Origin of the sequence: Larkinella insperata, assembly GCF_026248825.1 — a bacterium.
Taxonomy (GTDB): Bacteria; Bacteroidota; Bacteroidia; order Cytophagales; family Spirosomataceae; genus Larkinella; species Larkinella insperata.
On record NZ_CP110973.1, the window covers coordinates 2,819,875 to 2,838,667 of the forward strand.

At 54.0% G+C, this 18,793-nt stretch carries 16 protein-coding genes; 6 read left to right on the top strand and 10 right to left on the bottom strand.

Annotation, left to right across the window (positions count from 1 at the left end):
- Positions 1 to 69 precede the first annotated feature (69 nt).
- From OQ371_RS11425 to OQ371_RS11445, 5 genes are all read left to right on the top strand, one after another.
- Entirely contained in the window at positions 70 to 1,350 is a 1,281-nt protein-coding gene (locus tag OQ371_RS11425; RefSeq protein ID WP_265993897.1) for an extracellular solute-binding protein, read from the top strand.
- A gap of 116 nt (positions 1,351 to 1,466) precedes the next feature.
- The gene (locus OQ371_RS11430) at positions 1,467 to 2,327 is read left to right on the top strand and encodes a carbohydrate ABC transporter permease (protein ID WP_265993898.1); all 861 of its coding nucleotides are present in this window, start codon (positions 1,467 to 1,469) and stop codon (positions 2,325 to 2,327) included.
- 6 nt (positions 2,328 to 2,333) lie between these two features.
- The gene (locus OQ371_RS11435; protein WP_265993899.1) at positions 2,334 to 3,143 is read left to right on the top strand and encodes a carbohydrate ABC transporter permease; all 810 of its coding nucleotides are present in this window, start codon (positions 2,334 to 2,336) and stop codon (positions 3,141 to 3,143) included.
- 28 nt (positions 3,144 to 3,171) lie between these two features.
- On the top strand, positions 3,172 to 4,476 hold the full coding sequence (locus OQ371_RS11440) for a hypothetical protein (RefSeq protein WP_265993900.1): 1,305 nt from the start codon (positions 3,172 to 3,174) through the stop codon (positions 4,474 to 4,476).
- Between the two features lie 3 nt (positions 4,477 to 4,479).
- Entirely contained in the window at positions 4,480 to 5,583 is a 1,104-nt protein-coding gene (locus OQ371_RS11445) for an ABC transporter ATP-binding protein (protein WP_265993901.1), read from the top strand.
- Between the two features lie 3 nt (positions 5,584 to 5,586).
- Here OQ371_RS11445 and OQ371_RS11450 read toward each other — a convergent pair whose 3' ends face one another.
- The 10 genes from OQ371_RS11450 to OQ371_RS11495 form a co-directional block, all read right to left on the bottom strand.
- The gene (locus tag OQ371_RS11450) at positions 5,587 to 5,922 is read right to left on the bottom strand and encodes a hypothetical protein (protein ID WP_265993902.1); all 336 of its coding nucleotides are present in this window, start codon (positions 5,920 to 5,922) and stop codon (positions 5,587 to 5,589) included.
- A gap of 161 nt (positions 5,923 to 6,083) precedes the next feature.
- A complete protein-coding gene (gene guaB, locus OQ371_RS11455; RefSeq protein WP_265993903.1) occupies positions 6,084 to 7,556 on the bottom strand; it encodes an IMP dehydrogenase in 1,473 nt (490 codons plus the stop codon).
- Between the two features lie 55 nt (positions 7,557 to 7,611).
- Positions 7,612 to 8,034, bottom strand: coding sequence for a DUF2141 domain-containing protein (locus tag OQ371_RS11460; RefSeq protein WP_265993904.1), 423 nt, complete (start codon positions 8,032 to 8,034; stop codon positions 7,612 to 7,614).
- A gap of 132 nt (positions 8,035 to 8,166) precedes the next feature.
- Entirely contained in the window at positions 8,167 to 11,241 is a 3,075-nt protein-coding gene (locus OQ371_RS11465) for an efflux RND transporter permease subunit (protein WP_265993905.1), read from the bottom strand.
- Between the two features lie 102 nt (positions 11,242 to 11,343).
- Complete coding sequence (locus OQ371_RS11470; protein ID WP_265993906.1) at positions 11,344 to 12,405, bottom strand: efflux RND transporter periplasmic adaptor subunit; 1,062 nt, start codon at positions 12,403 to 12,405, stop codon at positions 11,344 to 11,346.
- A 42-nt stretch (positions 12,406 to 12,447) separates the two neighbouring features.
- Complete coding sequence (locus OQ371_RS11475; RefSeq protein WP_265993907.1) at positions 12,448 to 13,794, bottom strand: TolC family protein; 1,347 nt, start codon at positions 13,792 to 13,794, stop codon at positions 12,448 to 12,450.
- Between the two features lie 81 nt (positions 13,795 to 13,875).
- A complete protein-coding gene (locus OQ371_RS11480) occupies positions 13,876 to 14,493 on the bottom strand; it encodes a TetR/AcrR family transcriptional regulator (protein WP_265993908.1) in 618 nt (205 codons plus the stop codon).
- Positions 14,494 to 14,644: 151 nt separating this feature from the next.
- Positions 14,645 to 15,691 (bottom strand): adenylate/guanylate cyclase domain-containing protein, encoded by a 1,047-nt coding sequence (locus tag OQ371_RS11485; protein ID WP_265993909.1) that lies wholly within the window; start codon positions 15,689 to 15,691, stop codon positions 14,645 to 14,647.
- Positions 15,688 to 16,062, bottom strand: coding sequence for a response regulator (locus OQ371_RS11490; protein WP_265993910.1), 375 nt, complete (start codon positions 16,060 to 16,062; stop codon positions 15,688 to 15,690). The genes OQ371_RS11485 and OQ371_RS11490 overlap by 4 nt, the downstream gene beginning before the upstream one ends.
- 59 nt (positions 16,063 to 16,121) lie before the next feature.
- Positions 16,122 to 17,474, bottom strand: coding sequence for a sensor histidine kinase (locus tag OQ371_RS11495; RefSeq protein ID WP_265993911.1), 1,353 nt, complete (start codon positions 17,472 to 17,474; stop codon positions 16,122 to 16,124).
- A 290-nt stretch (positions 17,475 to 17,764) separates the two neighbouring features.
- Between OQ371_RS11495 and OQ371_RS11500 the strand changes: the two genes are divergently transcribed.
- Positions 17,765 to 18,790: an aldo/keto reductase gene (locus OQ371_RS11500; RefSeq protein ID WP_265993912.1), complete on the top strand. Its 1,026-nt coding sequence runs from the start codon at positions 17,765 to 17,767 to the stop codon at positions 18,788 to 18,790.
- Positions 18,791 to 18,793 lie beyond the last annotated feature (3 nt).

Here is an 18,793-nt window from a genome sequence, read left to right on the forward strand (position 1 = left end):
TACGGAGTCAAGCAGAGTCTTTGTTCAACTCCGTAAAACTCCGCTCAACGCTGCGAAATAGTTGTTCCCATGAGAAAAAACACTCGATTTCTTCTTCTGATTGTGATGCTGCTCGGCGGTTGCGAGAGCCGCCCGACGGACCAGTCGCTGGTCTTCTGGTGCTCGAATAACGCCGGGGAGATTGCGTTTGCGAAGGAGCTGACGGAACAATGGCAGAAAGCGCGGCCCGACAAACCGCTGCGCTACCAGCCCATTCCGGAAGGGCAGTCGAGCGAAGAAATCATTCTGGCGTCGGTGGTGGGCAAAACCACCCCCGATATTTACGCCAACATGTGGCAGGGCAGCGTCGAGATGTACGCCAAAGCCGGTGTGCTGGTGCCGCTCGATACGCTGAAGGGTTTTCGGGAGTTTCTAGACACGCGTTGCGACAGCAGCATGATCGCCGAAATCACCTCGTCGGATGGCCACATTTACCAGGTGCCCTGGAAGGTCAACCCGATCATGACGATCTGCAACACGCGGGCGCTGGACAAATGGAACGCGGCTGAACCCCCGTTTACCTACGCGACCTACCTGGAAGCCGGGCGGCAGTTCAAGCAGGATAAAAACGGCGATGGCTACACCGACCAGTGGCTGGGGTATACGGAGGTGAAGCCCATCTGGTACCAGCGGCTTTTTAATTTTTACCCGCTGTACCTGGCGGCTTCCAACGGCGCTCCGCTGCTTGTTAACAACCGGGCGGTGTTCAACAACCGGCATGCCGTCGGGGTTTTTCGGTTTCTGCAGGAACTCTACAAACGCGATTATTTCGCCCGGGAGCGGCTTTCGGCGACCCGCGACCCGTTTCTGGCGCAAACCATTGCCACGCAGTTTACGGGACCCTGGACGGTGGGGTTTCTGGAAAAGTTCAAAGATCCCGGGTTCGCGTACGGGACGTTTGCCATGCCCGTACCGGATAACCACCGGGGGCCGGTTTATACCTACGGCGATCCGAAAAACATCGTTATTTTCAACACCTGCCGCGATCCGCAGGCGGCCTGGGAGTTTGTCCGAACGCTCATTGACCAGCCCGGCGATCTGCGACTGATGGAACTGACGGGCCAGTTTCCGCGCCGGAAGAACCTGGATGCCGACCCGTATTTCGCGGCTTTCCTCCAAAAGAATCCGCTTCTGATGCCGTTTGCCCGCCAGACGCGATACATTAAAGGGGTGGACAACAGCGAGGTAATTGTGGAAGTGTTCGACATCATCTCGCAGGAATACGAAGCCTGCGTGATTTACAATAAAAAAACACCCGAAGACGCCATCCGCGACGCAGCGCAGGCCGTGGACGTGCTGCTGGGAAATTAAGAGAGATAAAAAGTTGTTTCGCGGAGCTAAGCGGAGAAAAGAAAGTTTAACGGAGAACGTAATTAAGAACTCCGCTTGACTCCCTTTGCTCCACTTCGAGAAATAACCGGTTAACCATGACAAAAAGAGACAAATGGATACCGTACGGGCTGGTGGCGCCTTACATCCTGCATTTTGCGGTGTTTGTGGCGTTTCCGGTTGTGTTTTCGGTGGTATTGACCTTCCATAGCTGGAACATTATCTCGCCAATGGAATTTGTGGGGCTGGCCAATTACACCCGGCTTTTCAAAGACCGGCAGTTCTGGCAGGCGATTTACAACACCCTGCGATTTCTGCTGATTCACATTCCGTTGCAGATCGGCATCGCGCTATTCCTGGCCGAACTCCTGAACCGGACCATTCGGGGAGCCGCGTTTTTCCGGGCGGCTTTTTTTCTGCCGGTTATCGTGTCGGGCGTGGTAGTGACCATCCTGTGGCAGCAACTTCTGGGCTATAACCTGGGAATGCTCAACCGGATGCTGACCGCCATCAGCCTGCCGCGCGTCGCCTGGCTCGACGATCCGGGCGTGGCCATGTATTCCATTGCGGTGATGGCAACCTGGAAAAACGTGGGTCTGTACGTTATTCTGTTTCTGGTCGGTTTGCAAAGTGTGCCGGTGCAGTACTACGAAGCTTCGGAGCTGGAAGGGGCAACGACCTGGCAGAAGTTTCGTTACATTACCCTGCCGATGATCAACCCAACCATTTTCACGGTCGTTGTGCTGTCGACCATCGGCGGTTTTTCGCTTTTTATCGAACCGTACATCATGACCGAGGGTGGACCCATGAACAGTACCCTGTCGGCGGTTCTTTACATTTACCGGCAGGCTTTCCAGTATTACCACATGGGTTATTCGGCTACGCTGGGCTTCTTTTTTGCCCTGCTGATCCTGCTGGTGGTGGCGATTCAGAAACGGTATGTTGAACAGGAATCCTGAAAACTGATGGCCCGAACGCTTCGATACATCTTGCTCCTGCTGGCGGCTGCCTCGTTTATCTATCCGTTTATCTGGATGGTGAGCGCATCGCTTTCGTCGGAGCGCGGACTAAGCACGCTGACGGTTTTTCCGGTGGAGTTTACCTGGAGCAATTACGTGACGGTTTTTTCAAAAATACCGCTGGGCCGGGCCTTCCTGAACAGTGTGCTGGTGGCCGTAGTCACAACGGGGCTGGTGCTGGTTTCCGGCGCAATGGCGGGGTATGCGCTGGCGCGGCTGCGGTTTTGGGGACGAAATCTGATTTTTTACCTCATTATTTTCACCATGACCCTGCCGTTCCAGATTACGCTCATTCCTAATTACATCACGATGGTTAAGCTGGGCTGGGTCGATACGTATTTTGCCTTGATCGTGCCGTTTGCGCTCAACTCCCTGTCAATTCTGTTGTTTCGGCAGGCATTTATGGGGTTACCGCAGGCGCTGATCGATGCCGCCCGGCTGGACGGTTGCGGAGAACTGCGCATCATTTTCCAGATTCTGTTTCCCAACATCTTGCCGACGGTTTTAACCATTACCATTCTGACCTTCATGGGTTTGTGGAACGAAGCGCTCTGGCCGTTGATCGTGATTCGCGATGAACCCACGATGACCATGCCGCAACTGGTGACGCTGTTTTCGGTGGGCGGTCGGGCCGAGGGGCAACTGGGTGTGAAGATTGCCGCGGCCGTGATGCTGGCGGTTCCGATCGTTATTTTGTATTTATTTTTCCAGCGGCACTTCATCCGCAGCATGGCGTCGTCGGGCCTGAAAGATTGAGTGTACGGATTTAGCTAAAAAAGATCGAATGATTAAACGACATGTAACGGTTGGATTGCTGCTGATGCAGTGTCTGCTGCTGGCCTTTTCCTGTAAGAAATCGCCTACCTCGGAGCCTGGGACGTCGGCCGATCGCTGGGTCAACCTGGCCCATCTGGATCATCTTTACCAAACCCATACGTTACCGAATGGGGCGGAGGTGGGAACCGTAGCCATCTACAGCAATGCCCCCAATTATGAACTCATTTCCGACGAAGATGAAGGCTTCACCTGCATCGACGACGTGGCCCGGGCTGCCCTGCTCGTCCTGCAAGAACCCGATCTGGCGACGAACACCGGGAAGCAGGATAAGCTGCGGAAAATGACGGAGTTCGTGCTTCAGTTGCAGTCGGAAAACGGCTACTTCTACAACTTTTTGTGGCCGGATCGCACCATCAATAAAACCTTTCAGACTAGCGTTAATCGGCCAGACTGGTGGTCCTGGCGGGCGTTGTGGTTCCTGACGGAAGCGTATCCGTATTATCAGAAAGCCGATGCCGCCCTGGCCACCCGGATTCAGACGGCAAATCAGAAGTTGGTAACGGTAATGGTTCGGGACTTCGGTAACAAACCGATGGAAATGAATTTTGTCCAGGGTCTGAAAGTGCCCAAGTGGTTGCCCTACGGGTCCGGCACCGACCAGGCCGCCATCATGATGCTCGGTTTGCTCAACTACCACCAGCAAACGCCTGACCCGCAGGTTGTGAAGCTGATTGAATTGCTGGGTGAAGGAGTTGTTATCATGCAGCAGGGCGGTGCGGAGCGTTTTCCGTACGGTGCCATTCTGAGTTTTGAAAACATCTGGCATGCCTACGGAAGCGATCAGGCCTACGCTTTGCTGCGGGCCGGAAAAGCCCTGAACAAACCCGTCTGGACGGAGGTGGCCCGGCGCGAAATCGACCATTTTTACCCGTTTTTGCTCAATCAGGGTTTTATGGAGTCTTTTGAAGGGGCGTTGAAGGGAAGCGATATCATGGCCAACAAAATATCCCGTTTTGCGCAGATCGCGTACGGAGTTCGCCCGATGGTCTGGGCCGCGCTGGAAGCGTATGAGCAGACGCGCGAGAACCGGTATCTGGAGTTGTCCGCGCAATTGGCAGGCTGGTTTCTGGGCGCTAATCCGGCCAATGTCAAAATGTACGATCCGGCAACCGGGCGCTGTTACGACGGTATTTCGTCGGCCACGGACGTTAACCGGAATTCCGGTGCTGAGTCAACAATCGAAGCGTTATGGGCGTTTCAGCGTCTGGAGAAGTATCCGGAAGCGCTTCAACTTTTAGAAAAATACAAATAGGTTATGGCAGAAGTCCGTCTAGAACACATCGCCAAAGCCTATACGGGCGATTTGCGCGTGATTCGGGACGTCAGCATCGACGTCAGGGACAAAGAATTTGTGGTGCTGGTCGGACCTTCGGGCTGCGGCAAATCGACCTTGTTGCGGATGATTGCGGGACTGGAAGCCATCACGGACGGTAATCTGTACATCGGTAACCGGCGCGTTAACGACATTCCGGCCAGCGAGCGCGACATTGCGATGGTGTTTCAGAACTACGCCCTATATCCGCACATGACGGTTTTCGAGAACATGGCGTTTGGCCTCAAACTGCGCGGTATACCGAAGGAGCACATTCGGGAGCGGGTTACGAAGGCGGCCCGGATGCTTGAAATCGAGAATCTGCTGGAGCGTAAGCCCAAGGATATGTCGGGTGGTCAGCGGCAGCGCGTCGCCATTGGCCGGGCCATTGTTCGCAATCCGCAGGTGTTTCTCTTCGACGAACCATTGAGTAACCTGGACGCTAAGCTTCGGGGGCAAACGCGCATTGAATTGCAGAAGCTGCACCGCGAGCTACAGGCCACAATGATCTACGTAACGCACGATCAGGTGGAAGCCATGACGCTCGGGGACCGGATCGTGGTTCTGCGCAACGGCGACGTGATGCAGTACGATACGCCCCTGAATCTGTACAACGAACCGGTCAATCAGTTTGTCGCTGGGTTTATCGGAACGCCCCCCATGAATTTTCTGAAGGGCCGGATTACGGAGGAGGATGAGTTGCGGTTTGAAAGCGAAAACCGTCAGGTACTGGTCGATTTATCGGAAACCGGCCGCGCTGAGGTATTGAAGCCGTATCGGGGGAAAGCCGTCGTGCTGGGCATCCGGGCCGAACACATTAGCCACCAGCCGTTTGCCGACCGGGCGTCTCACCGGCAAACCGTTACAGTTGAAGCCGTCGAAAATATGGGGAGCGAAACGCTGGCTTATTTTCCCGTGGAAGGCCAGCGGTTTATTGCCCGGCTTTCGGCGGAACAGAACCTGGCATTCGGGCAGCCGGTTGAGTTATTCTGGGATTGCGGCAGGTGCCATTTTTTCGATGCAGCGACTGAGCAGGCGATTCGATGAAGACTATCTTTTACGCGTAGGTTCGGCGGGTTTTTCGTCAATTCCCATCGTTGTCAGAACAGGATTCAGGGTTTGGGGAACGATTCGGATGCGGAAAACTTTGGCTCCGGCTACGTCAAAATCACATTGATAGGTGCCGCGCTGTTTGAGACTTCGGTAAACAGCCGTGTAATTCACTTTGATGGGCCAGCCGTTCAGCGCCAGTTGCCCAACGATTGTTTCAACGGCTTTTTTGAGATTGGAGAAAAAAACGGTAAATGGTTCACGCTGGCGAAGCGCATTGAGAGAGCCAACGTAGTGGACGGTAACTTCGTATATCGTGTGCGACTGTTTCCTCATAAACGGACAAAGCTGGTTTTTATTGCCTGCTTTGAAAAACTACCGGATAATGTTGCACAATATAAACGAAATTTATGTACCTACGGAAAAAGTATGCACTCGTATTTTTGCATATCCAAGAATACGGTGCAAAATGGGTCTTTTTCCGTAGATACAATTGATTAACGGGACGAGTAATTCGGGGCTTCCTTCTGAATCTGAATGTCATGCGGGTGGCTTTCGCGAACCCCGGCCGATGTGATTTTTACGAATTTAGCGTCGTGCAGCGTTTCGATGTCTTTGGCTCCGCAGTACCCCATTCCGGCTTTCAAGCCGCCGACCAACTGATAAATAATTTCGGCGACCCGGCCTTTGATGGGTACCCGGCCAACAATTCCTTCCGGCACCAGCTTTTTGATATCATCTTCGGCATCCTGGAAGTAACGGTCTTTCGATCCTTCTTCCATTGCTTCAACCGAGCCCATACCGCGGTAAGTTTTAAACCGGCGCCCTTCGTAAAGCACCACTTCGCCCGGCGCTTCTTCGGTTCCGGCCAGTAAGGAACCCACCATCACCGTATACGCACCGCCCGCGATGGCCTTCGTAATGTCGCCCGAGAAACGAATACCGCCGTCGGCAATAACCGGAACACCGGTGCCTTTCAGGGCTTTAGCCGATTCGTACACGGCCGTTAACTGCGGCATTCCAATACCGGCAATAATCCGGGTGGTACAGATACTGCCCGGCCCGACACCCACTTTTACAGCGTCGGCACCGGCATCGGCCAGGGCTTTGGCTCCTTCGCCTGTGGCAACGTTTCCGGCGATGACATCCAGCTTCGGAAACCGCTCCTTGATATCCCGAACGGCATTGATAACGCCTTGCGAGTGACCGTGGGCGGTATCCACACTGATTACGTCGACGCCGGCTTTCACGAGGGCTTCAATCCGGCGGATCAGGTCGGGGGTTACACCAACGGCGGCTCCAACGCGCAACCGGCCCAGGGCATCCTTGCAGGCGTTGGGGTGATTCTTCTTCTTCAGAATATCTTTATAGGTAATCAGCCCAACGAGTTGGTTATCCGCATCGACGATCGGCAGTTTTTCAATTTTGTATTCTTGCAGGATGCTCTCGGCTTCTTCCAGCGTAATTTTTTCCCGGGCCGTGATCAGGTTTGTCCGGGTCATGATTTCCGTAACCGGCTTTGACAATTCGGTCTGGAAGCGGAGGTCACGGTTGGTCAGGATACCGATCAGTTTATTGGAAGCATCCACGACGGGAATACCGCCGATTTTAGCTTCCCGCATGATCTGGTGGGCGTCGGACAGCGTGGCACCTTCCGTGAGTGTAATCGGGTCGATGATCATGCCGCTTTCCGAACGTTTCACCTTCCGAACCTGTTCGGCCTGCGCTTCGACGCTCATGTTTTTATGGATAATTCCGATACCACCTTCCTGCGCCATCGCAATCGCCAGTTCCGATTCCGTCACGGTATCCATAGCCGCCGAAATCAGCGGAATGTTCAGCCGGATGTTGCGGGTGAGTTGGGTCGTTGTCTGAGTATCGCGGGGAAGTACCTCCGAAAAGGCAGGCAAAAGAAGAACGTCGTCGTAGGTAAGCGCTTCGTAAAGAAACTTGGAGGAGTCTAAGCTCATGGCAAATCAACAGGATATGTTATTTGCCGGGTAAAGTTACAAAAAACTTCTGAACTTAGATTAATTTTATTGAAATCGTTTTTCCGGAAGCTTCTACGTTTACGCGACAATCGTCGAATTTTGGCGCCGAAACCCGCGGGCGGAAGTTATTGCTGAATCCATAGGGTTCTTTTGGGATGCCGAACATTTTCTTGTCCATTTCACCATTATCATTCACATCATGAAAAAGTGCAACGGCATAATCGCCTGGCGCTACGGTAAACGTAACGCGTGTACTGCTGCTTTTTACGGCAACAATCTGATTGGCAATGGGCTTACAACCCGTCGGGAAGTTGTCGCAGGGTTTGTAGAGACCCACCCGAAGCTGCCCTTTCTGTTCCTTAATATTCTGAACGTCAATAATTAATTTGGTTTCGGCGCGGTACGAGCTGAAGGCTGACGCGAAGAAGGCGAGGAGCAGGAATGGAATAGTCTTCATAGTTCGATAAACGCGATTAGCGATCTGATGTTTTACAACCGTTGAGAATCTATTGGCAGGACCCATTAAAGGCAATGAAAACGGCCGCCCGAAAGCAGCCGTTTTGTCTGAAATTTCAACCGCCTGACACGTCTACACAAGCTCGGGTTCCTGCTCCAGTGCAACCGTTTTGATTTCCACGCGGGGCGGCAGCAATTTGTACAATACCGGCGTAACAATCCGGGACAGCAACGTTGAACTGATCAGGCCGCCGATGAGCACCAGGGCCAGGGGCGAATACAGCGGATTTCCCTCCACCGCCAGCGGGATCAGACCGCCGATGGCCGTCAGCGACGTCAGGACGATGGGCACGAAACGGATTTCCCCCGCCTGTTCAATGGCTTCGATCAGCGGCATCCCGCCCTCACGGAGCTGGTTGGTAAAATCGACCAGCAGAATGGAGTTTTTTACTTCAATACCGATCAGGGCAATCAACCCGATGACGGCCACGAACGAGAACGGGTTGCCCGACAGCAGCAGGGCGGCAATGGCCCCGATGATGCCCAGCGGAATGACCGACAGCACGATCAGCGTACTTTTGAAGGTGCCAAATTCCAGAATCAGGACGGCCAGAAAGCCGAAAACCGTGATCAGAATGATGGTTCCCAGGCCGCCGAATGACTTTTCCCGGCTTTCCAGCTCCCCGGCGGCTTTGTAACGGAATCCATCCGGAAATTTCAGCCCGTCGAGTTTCTGAATCACCTGGTTGTAAACATTGTCGACCAGATAACCGCTTTTGACGAATCCCGTAACGGTCACGTAGCGGTCTTTGTCGTAGTGGCGAATCTGGTTGGTGGTGGTCTCGAACTGCAAGTCGGCAATCTGACGCAGCGGCACCGAACCACCGTTCAGGGTGTTGACGTACAGGTTGTTGAGCGCCCGCAGATCGGCGGTTTTTCCTTTGGGCAGCGTGACGTTAATCAGAAAATCGTCGCCGTTAGCATCTTTAAACGTACCGACATTCAAACCGGCAATCGCCAGACGAATCGTGCGGTTGATGTCGGCAACGGACATGCCCAGCATCCCGGCTTTCTCCTTGTTAATCTTCACGCGCAGATCGGTTTTGCGGGTGGCCAGTGGGTTGTTAACGTAAATCAAGCCGGGGGTGGTTTTCAACACGTTTTCCACATTCGCGGCCACGGTCCGGAGCGAATCGAGGTTCTCACCGAACACACGGATGGCTACCGGCGCTTCCTGATCCGGCCCCTGCTCAAAGTCCTTGACCTCGATCTTGGCGTTGGGGTAAAACTTGAATTGGTCCCGCAGTTTGTCGATCAACTGGCGTTTTTGCGCGGGCGGCATGTCGTGCAACTGCACAAAGAACTGCGAGAAATTGGTGGCCTCGTTGCGTTGAACGACGTTGTAATAAATCCGCGGGTTTCCTTTGCCAACGTTTGTTGTGAAATACTTCACCTCCGGCTCCTGGCCCAACTGGCTCTCAATGTAGCGGGCCACACGGTTGGTTTCCTGCAAACTGGTGCCTTCGGGCGTTTCGATGTTGATCAGAAACTGCGGTTTTTCGGAAGCCGGGAACAGGGCAAAACCAACTTTCGGGACCAGCGCGAGTGCCCCCGCGAAGATCGCCAGTGCCCCGAACAACGTCAGAACCGGGTGCCGCAGGGCCGTGTGCAACAGCCGACTGTAGGAGCCACTGATCAACCGTTTCAGCGACCGCATGAAAATATTGCCTTCCGGATTGTGTTCTTCCTTCAGAATCCGGCTCGACAGAAATGGAACAATGGTCAGCGAGACCAGCAGCGAAGCCAGAATGGTGGTCACAACCGCCGTGGGCAGTGAGCGAATAAAATCGCCGGAGGCTTCGGGTAAAAACATCAGCGGCAGGAAGGCCAGAATCAGCGTAACGGTACAGCCAATAACGGCCAGCGTGATCTGTCTGGTGGCTTTAATGGCCGCAGCGCGTTTGGAAAAACCGTCGCGCAGATACCGTTCGATGTTCTCGACCACCACAATCGAGTCGTCCACCAGAATACCGAGGGCCACGATCAGGCCGACAATGCTCAACTGGTTGATGCTGAAGCCGAAAAGATTCAGCAGCGAGAGCCCAATGGACAGCGAAAGCGGGATGGAAATCATGACGACCACGGCGGCCCGCATCCCGAGCGGCAGCAGCGTCAGGGCGACCAGCAGAATGGCGATGCCGAAATCTTTGGCAAACCGGCCTAACCGGTCATTGACGCTGGCCGCCTGATCGAAGTTTTTAACCAGTTTGATGTGGGGCGGCAGGGTTTTGGCAAACTCTTCGATAACCGGATTTAGTTGCTCGCCAACCTTTGCAATGTTTTCGCCCATCTTCTGGCCCGCCGTGACCAGCACCGCCCGGTGACCGTTCAGCCGCGTAATGTGGGTTTCGTCTTCGTAGTTGAAATCAACGTCGGCTACATCGCGCAAATGAATGATTTTCTGGCCGTTCGTTGCCACGACGGTGTTACGGATCTCGTCGAGCGATTGGTAGTCGCCAGCGGTTTTAACGTTAAATTTGCGCGTTCCGGCCTGTACGCTCCCACCCGGAATGGTCAGGTTTTCGGCCTGCAGGGCCCCAACCAGCCGGTTGACGGGAATGCCTTCCTGCGCCATGCGTTCGATGTTCAGCGAAATCCGGACGGTGCTGGCCGGGTAGCCCCAGTCTTTAACGCCTTTCAGACTTTTCACTTTTTCGAGCCGCTCCTTCAGCTCATCCGCGTAATCGCCCAATTCTTTGTTGGAAGCCACTTCCGACTGCAAGGCCACCTGCACGATGCTTACGTCGGTTGGCGAGAATTTGTGGATTTCGATGTTGAAAATGTCCGGCGGCAACTGGGCGCGCAGGGCGTTAACTTCGCGCACCATTTCCTGGTACTTTTCGTCCGGATCGGTGCTGTAATCATACTCCACGCGCAGCACGGCCAGCCCGTCATCGATGCTGGTAATGACGTGGTTAATATCGTCCAGGGCATTGAAGCGGGCTTCGGCCGGATCGACCACCAGCTCTTCCATGTCCTGCGCGTCGGTACCCGGATAAACGATGACCACGGCGAAGGAGGAAGCCGTAAACTCAGGGTCTTCACCCCGGGGCATATTGAACAGCGAATTGACCCCCAGCGCCACCACGGCGATGAAGACAACCAGCATAAACTGCCAGTTCTTAACGGAAAATTCGGAGAGATTCATGGCGAGAGTTGTTGCTCCGCTTAACTCTTTTTGACTCTGCTTGACGCTGCGATACAACTATTTCGCGGAGTTTAGCGGAGATACCAGAGTTTAGCGGAGGGGTTATTTGAGGAGTACCGTTGAGGTTTCAGTGAGGTAGGCCGAGCCGGCTGTGACGACGTTGGAAATGCCCGATAAACCGTTGGTGAGCAGCACGTTGTTGTCGTCAATGAAGCCGATCTGAACCGGGATTTTGCGGACGTGCTTCCGGTCGTCGGACAAGGCGAAAACAAAACCATCCTTTCCGTCGCCTTCCACAATGGCTTCGATCGGAACTAGGGTATAGCTGCGGCTTTGGGCCGGTTGCAGCGTGACTTTGGCAAACAGGCCCGGAGCAAACTTCACCGCTCCCGGGTCGATCCGAATCTCAACATCGTAGAGCTTGGTCGCGGGATCGGCGGCCTGGGCCAGCTCGCGGACGGTTCCGGCGAACGTCTTTTCCGGATAAGCTTCCAGCGAAATGGTGGCGCGGTTCCCAATCTTGAGCCGTGCCCAGTCTTTATCGGATACGCCAACGCGGACAATCCAGTCGTTCTTGTGGGTCGACGAGATCATGAAAACCGGCGATCCGGCCGCGGCAAATTCGCCCTCGTTCATGGTCCGGCGCGTCACGGTGCCATCGACCGTCGAGCGGATCTGGGCGTAATTCTGATTGAATTTCACAATGGCCAGATTTTGCTGGGCAACATCGTGGCCGGTGGTGGCATTCTGCACTTGCTCGAGCGTGGCGGCTGTGTCGGCGTAAAGCGCTTTAACCCGGTTGAGATCGCGTTCGGCCTTTTCCCGCGCAAACTGCGCCTGGCTCACCTGGGCGTTGATTTCGGTCAGATTCAGCGTTGCCAGCAGTTGTCCTTTCCGGACGGGCTGGCCCTCGTCGACGTACAATTTTTCAATGATTCCGCCCACTTTGAAGGACAGTTTGGCTTCTTCGGAAGAGGAAACCAGGCCTGAGGCCACGATGGGTTCCGTTCGGACAACGGATTCAACTTTGGTTAGTTTCACCGGGATGGACGTATCGTCGGTTTGTTCTACCGGTTTCTCTTTGCGGCTTTCTTCGGCTTTCGTACCGCAGGCCCACATACCGCCCGTCAGCAGAAAAATTAACAGAAACTGTACGGCTTTCATTGAAGTAATCAGTTAAGTATCAAGAGGTAAATTTTGGAGTGGTTACTGAATCGCCGTCGCCCGGTCGAGCGCGGCCCGTTTGGTCAGCACATCATAACGGGCAAGCACCTGTTGAATCTGGGCCGTTTGCCGGTCGTTCTGGAAGCGCAGGTACTCAACCAGCAGCGCTTGGCCGTTGCGGTATTTGCTGTCGATAAGCCGGAAGGTCTGCTCGGCGTTGGCGAGGCCGGTTTGGCTGGCGGCCAGGCTTTCGTTGGCCGCATCCAGGTCATAATACGCCTGCAAAACCTGCAACTGAATCTGCTTTTCTACCTCCGTCAGCCGGGTTTGCACCAGTTCGGTCTGGATTTTCGCCTGTTGCACCTTCGAGCGTTTTTCGTAGCCCTTGAATAAATCCCAGGACAACCCGACCTGCCCGACCACGTAAGCCTGGTTGGCGAAGGTGTAACCAAACCCCTGAAAACCGGTACTTCCGCCAACGTAGACGCTGGGTAATTTGATGGAAGCCTCATTGAGTTTGACAGCATTTTGAGCCGCCCGCAGCGAACCGCCGAGCTGCTTCAGTTCCTGACGACCCTGCAGGGCGGTTTGCTGCAAGGCCGTGAGGGCAGGAGGGGCCGCGGGCAGGCTCCGCGTCAGAAGCGAATCAGCCTGAATGTCAGCTGTCAGGTCGCGGTTGAGCAGGAAGTTAAAGTACGCTTTGGCGGTTTGGCGGTTTTTGTCGGCGTTCGCCAGTTGCTGGTCAATTTTGCTGATTTCGTAGCGGGCCGAGGTAACGGCGTCTTTCGTCGCGACGTTGTTGCTGACCAACTTCTCGTTTAGTCTGGCTAGTTCGCGCAGGACGTTACGGGAGTTTTCGAAGATGCGAACGGCGTCGAGCGTTTGCAGGTACTGGTAATAAGCGGCCGCAATAGTATACCGCAACTCGTTTTCAACAACCCGTTTCCGAGCCTCCTGGGCCGTCAATAAATCTTTTTGAATCAGGTAGTTGTACTGGAGGTCGGAATTGAAAATGGCGTATTGAACGTTCAGTTTGGTGTCGTGGAAATTGTTGGGAGCCAGCAATTCATTCACGTTGGGGATATTCGTCGGAAAGCGTTCGGCGCCCGTCAGCTGGTTTAGCGTGGCATACACCGGGTTGAGCATGTCGCCGACCGGAAATTGCAACCGCCGGCCCCCAGCGGCCACGGAGTAGGTCGGGTTAAACGTAAGTCGGGGGTAAAATAGCGCCCGGGCCTGGTTGATCGACTCGGTAACCCGACCAATTTCCAGCGACTCCTGTTTCAGCGCGAGGTTGTTCTGCAAACCTTCCTGAAGGTACGCATCCAGGATAACGGAGGGTGCTTCGACCGACTGGGCGGCACCCGGGCGCGAAATGATTGCCAGCATAAGAGCCAGCAAACGGCTGATAGTTAACCTTATAATCATAGGTAATAAAGTAAACAGTGTTCAGTAAGCGTTAAAATTTTTTTAGAGACCCCGGCGGATCGTTTCAATAAAAAGGTTGAAAGCACCTTCCATTAATTCTTTCCGACGGTTTTCTTCAAACATTTCCAGGCGTTTCCGCAGGAATAGGGCGGTATAGCCGTGCACAGAGCTCCAGATCATCAAAGCCGCAACTTCGGCATCCTGCGCTTTAAATACACCGGTATTAATGCATTCCTGCACGCAGGTAACCAGCAGGTTAAAGGCTGCATTACCTTCATCCCAGATGTCGTTCTTACAGGCCAGTGCGTCCATTGGCGCCGTCATGATAAACATCAGGTCAAACAATTCCGGGTTGTCGAAGGCAAACTGGAAATACCGGCGGCCCATTTCAACCAGCCGATCAAACGGCTTTTCCATTTGCAGGGCCGTCTGAAACTCATCGACCATTTTGTGGAAACCGATCTGGTGAAGCGCGTAGAGGAGTTCGTTTTTATCCTTATAATAGAGATAAATCGTTGCCGGGCTGTATTCAATCGCGTCGGCAATGTTTCGAATGCTCACTTTTTCGTAACCGTTCTCCAGAAACAGCTTTTGGGCTGCCCCCAGGATCAGTTTCCGCATTTCCTCTTTCTCGCGCTCTTTCCGCTCAACAATTCCCATACGTGTTAATTAACGTTACAAAAGTACTGAACACTGTTTAGTAAACAAGAGGTGTTTATTCTGGGCGGTAAAAAAAGGGGATGAATAACCTAAATCCGGCCGTCAAGCGTCAAAATCCGGATGTGAAGGCAAGCCAGTATCCCGTTCTTTTTTACTCAATAACGGCGTAAATTGCGACGGGGTTTGATTTGTTTTTCAGCCGGACTTCGCCCAGTGGCTCGCAGCGGAAAGAATCCTTGACCAGTTGGTAGGCGGTTTCGCTGATGATGATCTGGCCTTCCTGCGCAACCGATTGCAGCCGCTGGGCGGTGTTGACCACATCGCCAATAACGGTGTAATCCAGCCGCCGGAGCGTGGCCGAGCCGATGTTGCCCGAAATCATTTCGCCGGTATTGATCCCAATGGCAACTTTGGGTGTATAAATCGGTTCGCCGGGAACGGTTTTCTCCAGCAGCTCAACGTGGTTGCGAACGGCCAGCGCGGCTTCAATGGCGCGGTCGAGGTGGTATTCGCCCCGGAATACGGCCATCACGGCGTCGCCCATGAATTTGTCGACAAAACCACCCTGCGCGATGATTTCCTTCACCATCACGTCAAAATAAAGATTGATCAACTTGACGACGGTATCGGCATTTTCGCGTTCGGTGATGGCCGTGAAGCCGCAGATATCGATGAAAACCGCCGTGGCATTCACGGTTTCGTTCATCATCAGCGACGTTTCAAACTCGCGCCGATCCATGAAATTCAGAACCGACTCATCGACGTACATCCTGAGAATGTTGTTCTCCTTGATGGCTTTCAGCGTATCCCGCAATTGGGCGACATGCCGCAGGGTTTTCTGCATGGTCACGTCAAGGTCATCAAAATTGACGGGTTTGCAAATAAAATCAAACGCGCCCCGGTTCATGGCCGTGCGGATGTTGGTCATGTCGCCGTAGGCCGATACGATAACGGTTTTGGTCAACGGGCTAACCTCGCTGAGTTTTTCGAGCAGTGTCAGACCGTCCATTTCGGGCATGTTAATATCACTCAGAACAATATCAATGTCGGGTTGCTCCTGGAGTTTGACCAGCGCTTCGATACCGTTATAGGCAAAAACAAATTCGTATTGCTGTTCGCGGATTTGGCGCCGAAACTTCTGCCGGATCAGTAATTCCAGATCAGTTTCGTCGTCCACGACCAGAATTTTAGACTTCATAGGGCGCTTTTGAGTTTTTCTTTCAGGTTGGCAAAGTCAAGCGGTTTGGTCAGAAACGCATCGGCTCCTAGCCTCATGGCCTGATCGTGACTTTCGGCGTCTCCGTAGGCCGTAATCATCATGACCGTGGGTGGAGCCGTGGGGTGTTCGGTTCTGATCAGCCGCAGCAATTCCAGACCGCTCATGCCGGGCATGTTGATATCCGACAGAATCAGGACATATTCGGAAGCGTGTTCGTTCAGATACGTCAGCGCTTTCTCGCCGGAAAGGGCAAAGGCGAACTGAAGTTCACCGGCGCGGATCTCGCGCCGGAAGCGTTGTTCAAAGAGAGTTTGTACGTCTGTTTCGTCGTCAACAACCAAGACTTTCATGCTGCGGGTTAAGTAAAAAGTATGCTGGGTTTACTATCAAAGATACGCAAAGTCGGTCTTTATGTTGGTAGCCGAATTGTGAACTCCGTAAATTTCCCTTCTTCCGTATCAACGATCAGTTCTCCGCCATGTCCTTTGGTGACAATGTCGTAGCTGAGCGACAGGCCCAGGCCCGTTCCCTGACCCGTGGGTTTGGTGGTAAAAAAGGGCTGGTAAATTTTGGTCAGAACCGGTGCCGGAATACCGCAGCCGTTGTCGCGCACCCGGATTTCGATGTTCTCGCTGTCGATGCGTCGCGTCATGACCTGCACCGTGGGTTGGTAGTCGGCCAGGCCGGTTTTCCGTTTCTGCTCGGTCGCGTAAAAAGCGTTGGTAAACAGGTTGAGCAGCACCCGGCCCATGTCCTGCGGCACAACGGAAACCCGCCCCAGTTTGTCGTCAAAATCCGTCAGCATGGTGGCGTTGAACGACTTATCGCTGGCCCGCAGCCCGTGGTAGGCCAGGCGCAGGTACTCGTCGGCCAGGTTGTTGATGTCGATGGGTTCCCGCTCGTGGGTGCTGGCGCGCGAGTGTTGCAGCATGCCTTTCACAATTGAGTCGGCCCGTTTGCCGTGGTGCGTGATTTTTTGCAGGTTCTGCGTAATGTCGGTCAGGATTTCGTCTTCCAGTTCCGGATCGCGATCGGCTTTCTGCCGTTCTTCCTTCAGTTCTTCAATCAATTCGACCGATACTTCCGAAAAATTGTTGACGAAGTTGAGCGGGTTCTGGATTTCGTGGGCAATACCGGCGGTCAGCTCGCCCAAAGAGGCCATTTTCTCGCGTTGAATCAGTTGATCCTGCGTGGCTTTCAGCTCCATCAGGGTTTGCTCAAGTTCTTCCTTCTGCCGGGTCAGCTCGGCGGTTCGTTCCGCAACAATCTGTTCAAGCATGGCGTTCTGGCTGGCAATGATGCGGTTTTGCTCCTCTTCCTGTTGCCGCTTCAACCGTTCTTTTTCGAGAGCTTTCTGCTGCTTCTGACTGCTGAGCCAGGTGGCAATCAGCCAGATAAAGGCGAAGATTCCGGCAATGTCGATGATGTCCTTAATGGATTTGTAAAAATCCTCCGAAATCAGTTCAACCACGTCGCCAAACAGGGAGATCAGGATAAACGGTCCGACGGCCAGCCAGACGTTGCGGACCGGTCGGAAATCTTTCAGCAGATAAGCCGCGCCCACCAGCCCGATCAGCAGCAGATGCCAGAACCATTTGGTAAAATCCGTCTCCAGAAAAACATCGGAAACCAACAAGGCCGTGGCTGCATACTGCACAATGGTCAGCATCCGATCCCACTCCGGAAAGCGCTCGGCGGTTTGCAGCGAGTTACGGATGTACCGAACCGTGAAAAAGACAATCAAAAAAGAACCTATTTCCATAAGGCATTAAACGGTGGTGCGCAAAACCGTATTTGGCCCCTCAAATTAAAGCTTCCCGCGTAGACTTACAATCACGTCCCCGCAGACTCATTCTTCGGAGAGGCCCGTCACCGCCCCTGATCGGTTGAAATCCGGAATCCCGCGGAAGAAAGTCTGCGGGAACGGTGGGGGTGGGAAAAGTTAGGCAAAGATCCGCACTTGCGCCTGATATTTTCTAACTTGACGGCGGCCAACCCGAGCGTTTGGCCGAATAACCACAACCTGATTTTTAATCTTTTAGAGCTTCTGCTATGGAATACAGACAATTAGGCGGATCGGGGCTGAAAATACCGGTCCTGAGTTTTGGCACCGGGACGTTCGGCGGGGGCACCGAGTTTTTTAAGGCGTGGGGCACAACGCAGGTTGACGAAGCTACCCGGATGGTGGATCGGTGTATGGACGCGGGACTGACCATGTTCGACACGGCCGATGTGTATTCGCGCGGGATGTCCGAAGAAATTCTCGGCCAGGCGCTGGGCGGGAAGCGGCACAAAGCCCTGATCTCGACAAAAACGACTTTTAAGATGGGCGACGGTCCGAATGATTTTGGCTCGTCGCGGTTCCGGCTAATCAAATCCTGCGAAGACAGCCTGTGCCGGTTGAAAACCGATTACATCGACCTCTACTACATGCACGGTTTTGACGGCAATACGGCCGTCGACGAAACCCTGAGCGCGCTGAACGATCTGGTGCAGAGCGGCAAAGTGCGGTACATCGGCTGTTCAAACTTCTCGGGCTGGCACCTGATGAAATCTCTCTCCCTTTCGGAGCGCTACGGCTGGGCAAAATACGTGGCACACCAGGCCTACTATTCGTTGCTGAGCCGCGAATTTGAATGGGAACTGATGCCGCTAGGCCTCGATCAGAAGGTGGGAACCGTGGTCTGGAGTCCTTTATCGGCCGGGCGACTGGGCGGAAAATACCGTCGCGGACAAACCGCGCCCGCCGGAAGCCGCATTGCGGAGGGTGGGGGCGAAGGGCCGCCGATCTCGGAAGACTACTGGTTTTCGATCGTGGATACGCTGGATGAACTGGCCGCCGAAACCGGAAAAACCGTTGCGCAGGTAGCCCTGAACTGGGTACTGCAACGCCCGACGGTTTCCAGCATCATCATCGGTGCGCGGACCGAAGAACAACTCGTTCAGAACTTGGGCGCCGTGGGCTGGAGTCTGACGAAGGAGCAGGTTGCCCGGTTGGATGCCGTCAGTGACAAGCCAACGATCTACCCGTACTGGCACCAGCGTGGAAATCCGGATCTGAATCCGCTGCCGGTGTAAGCT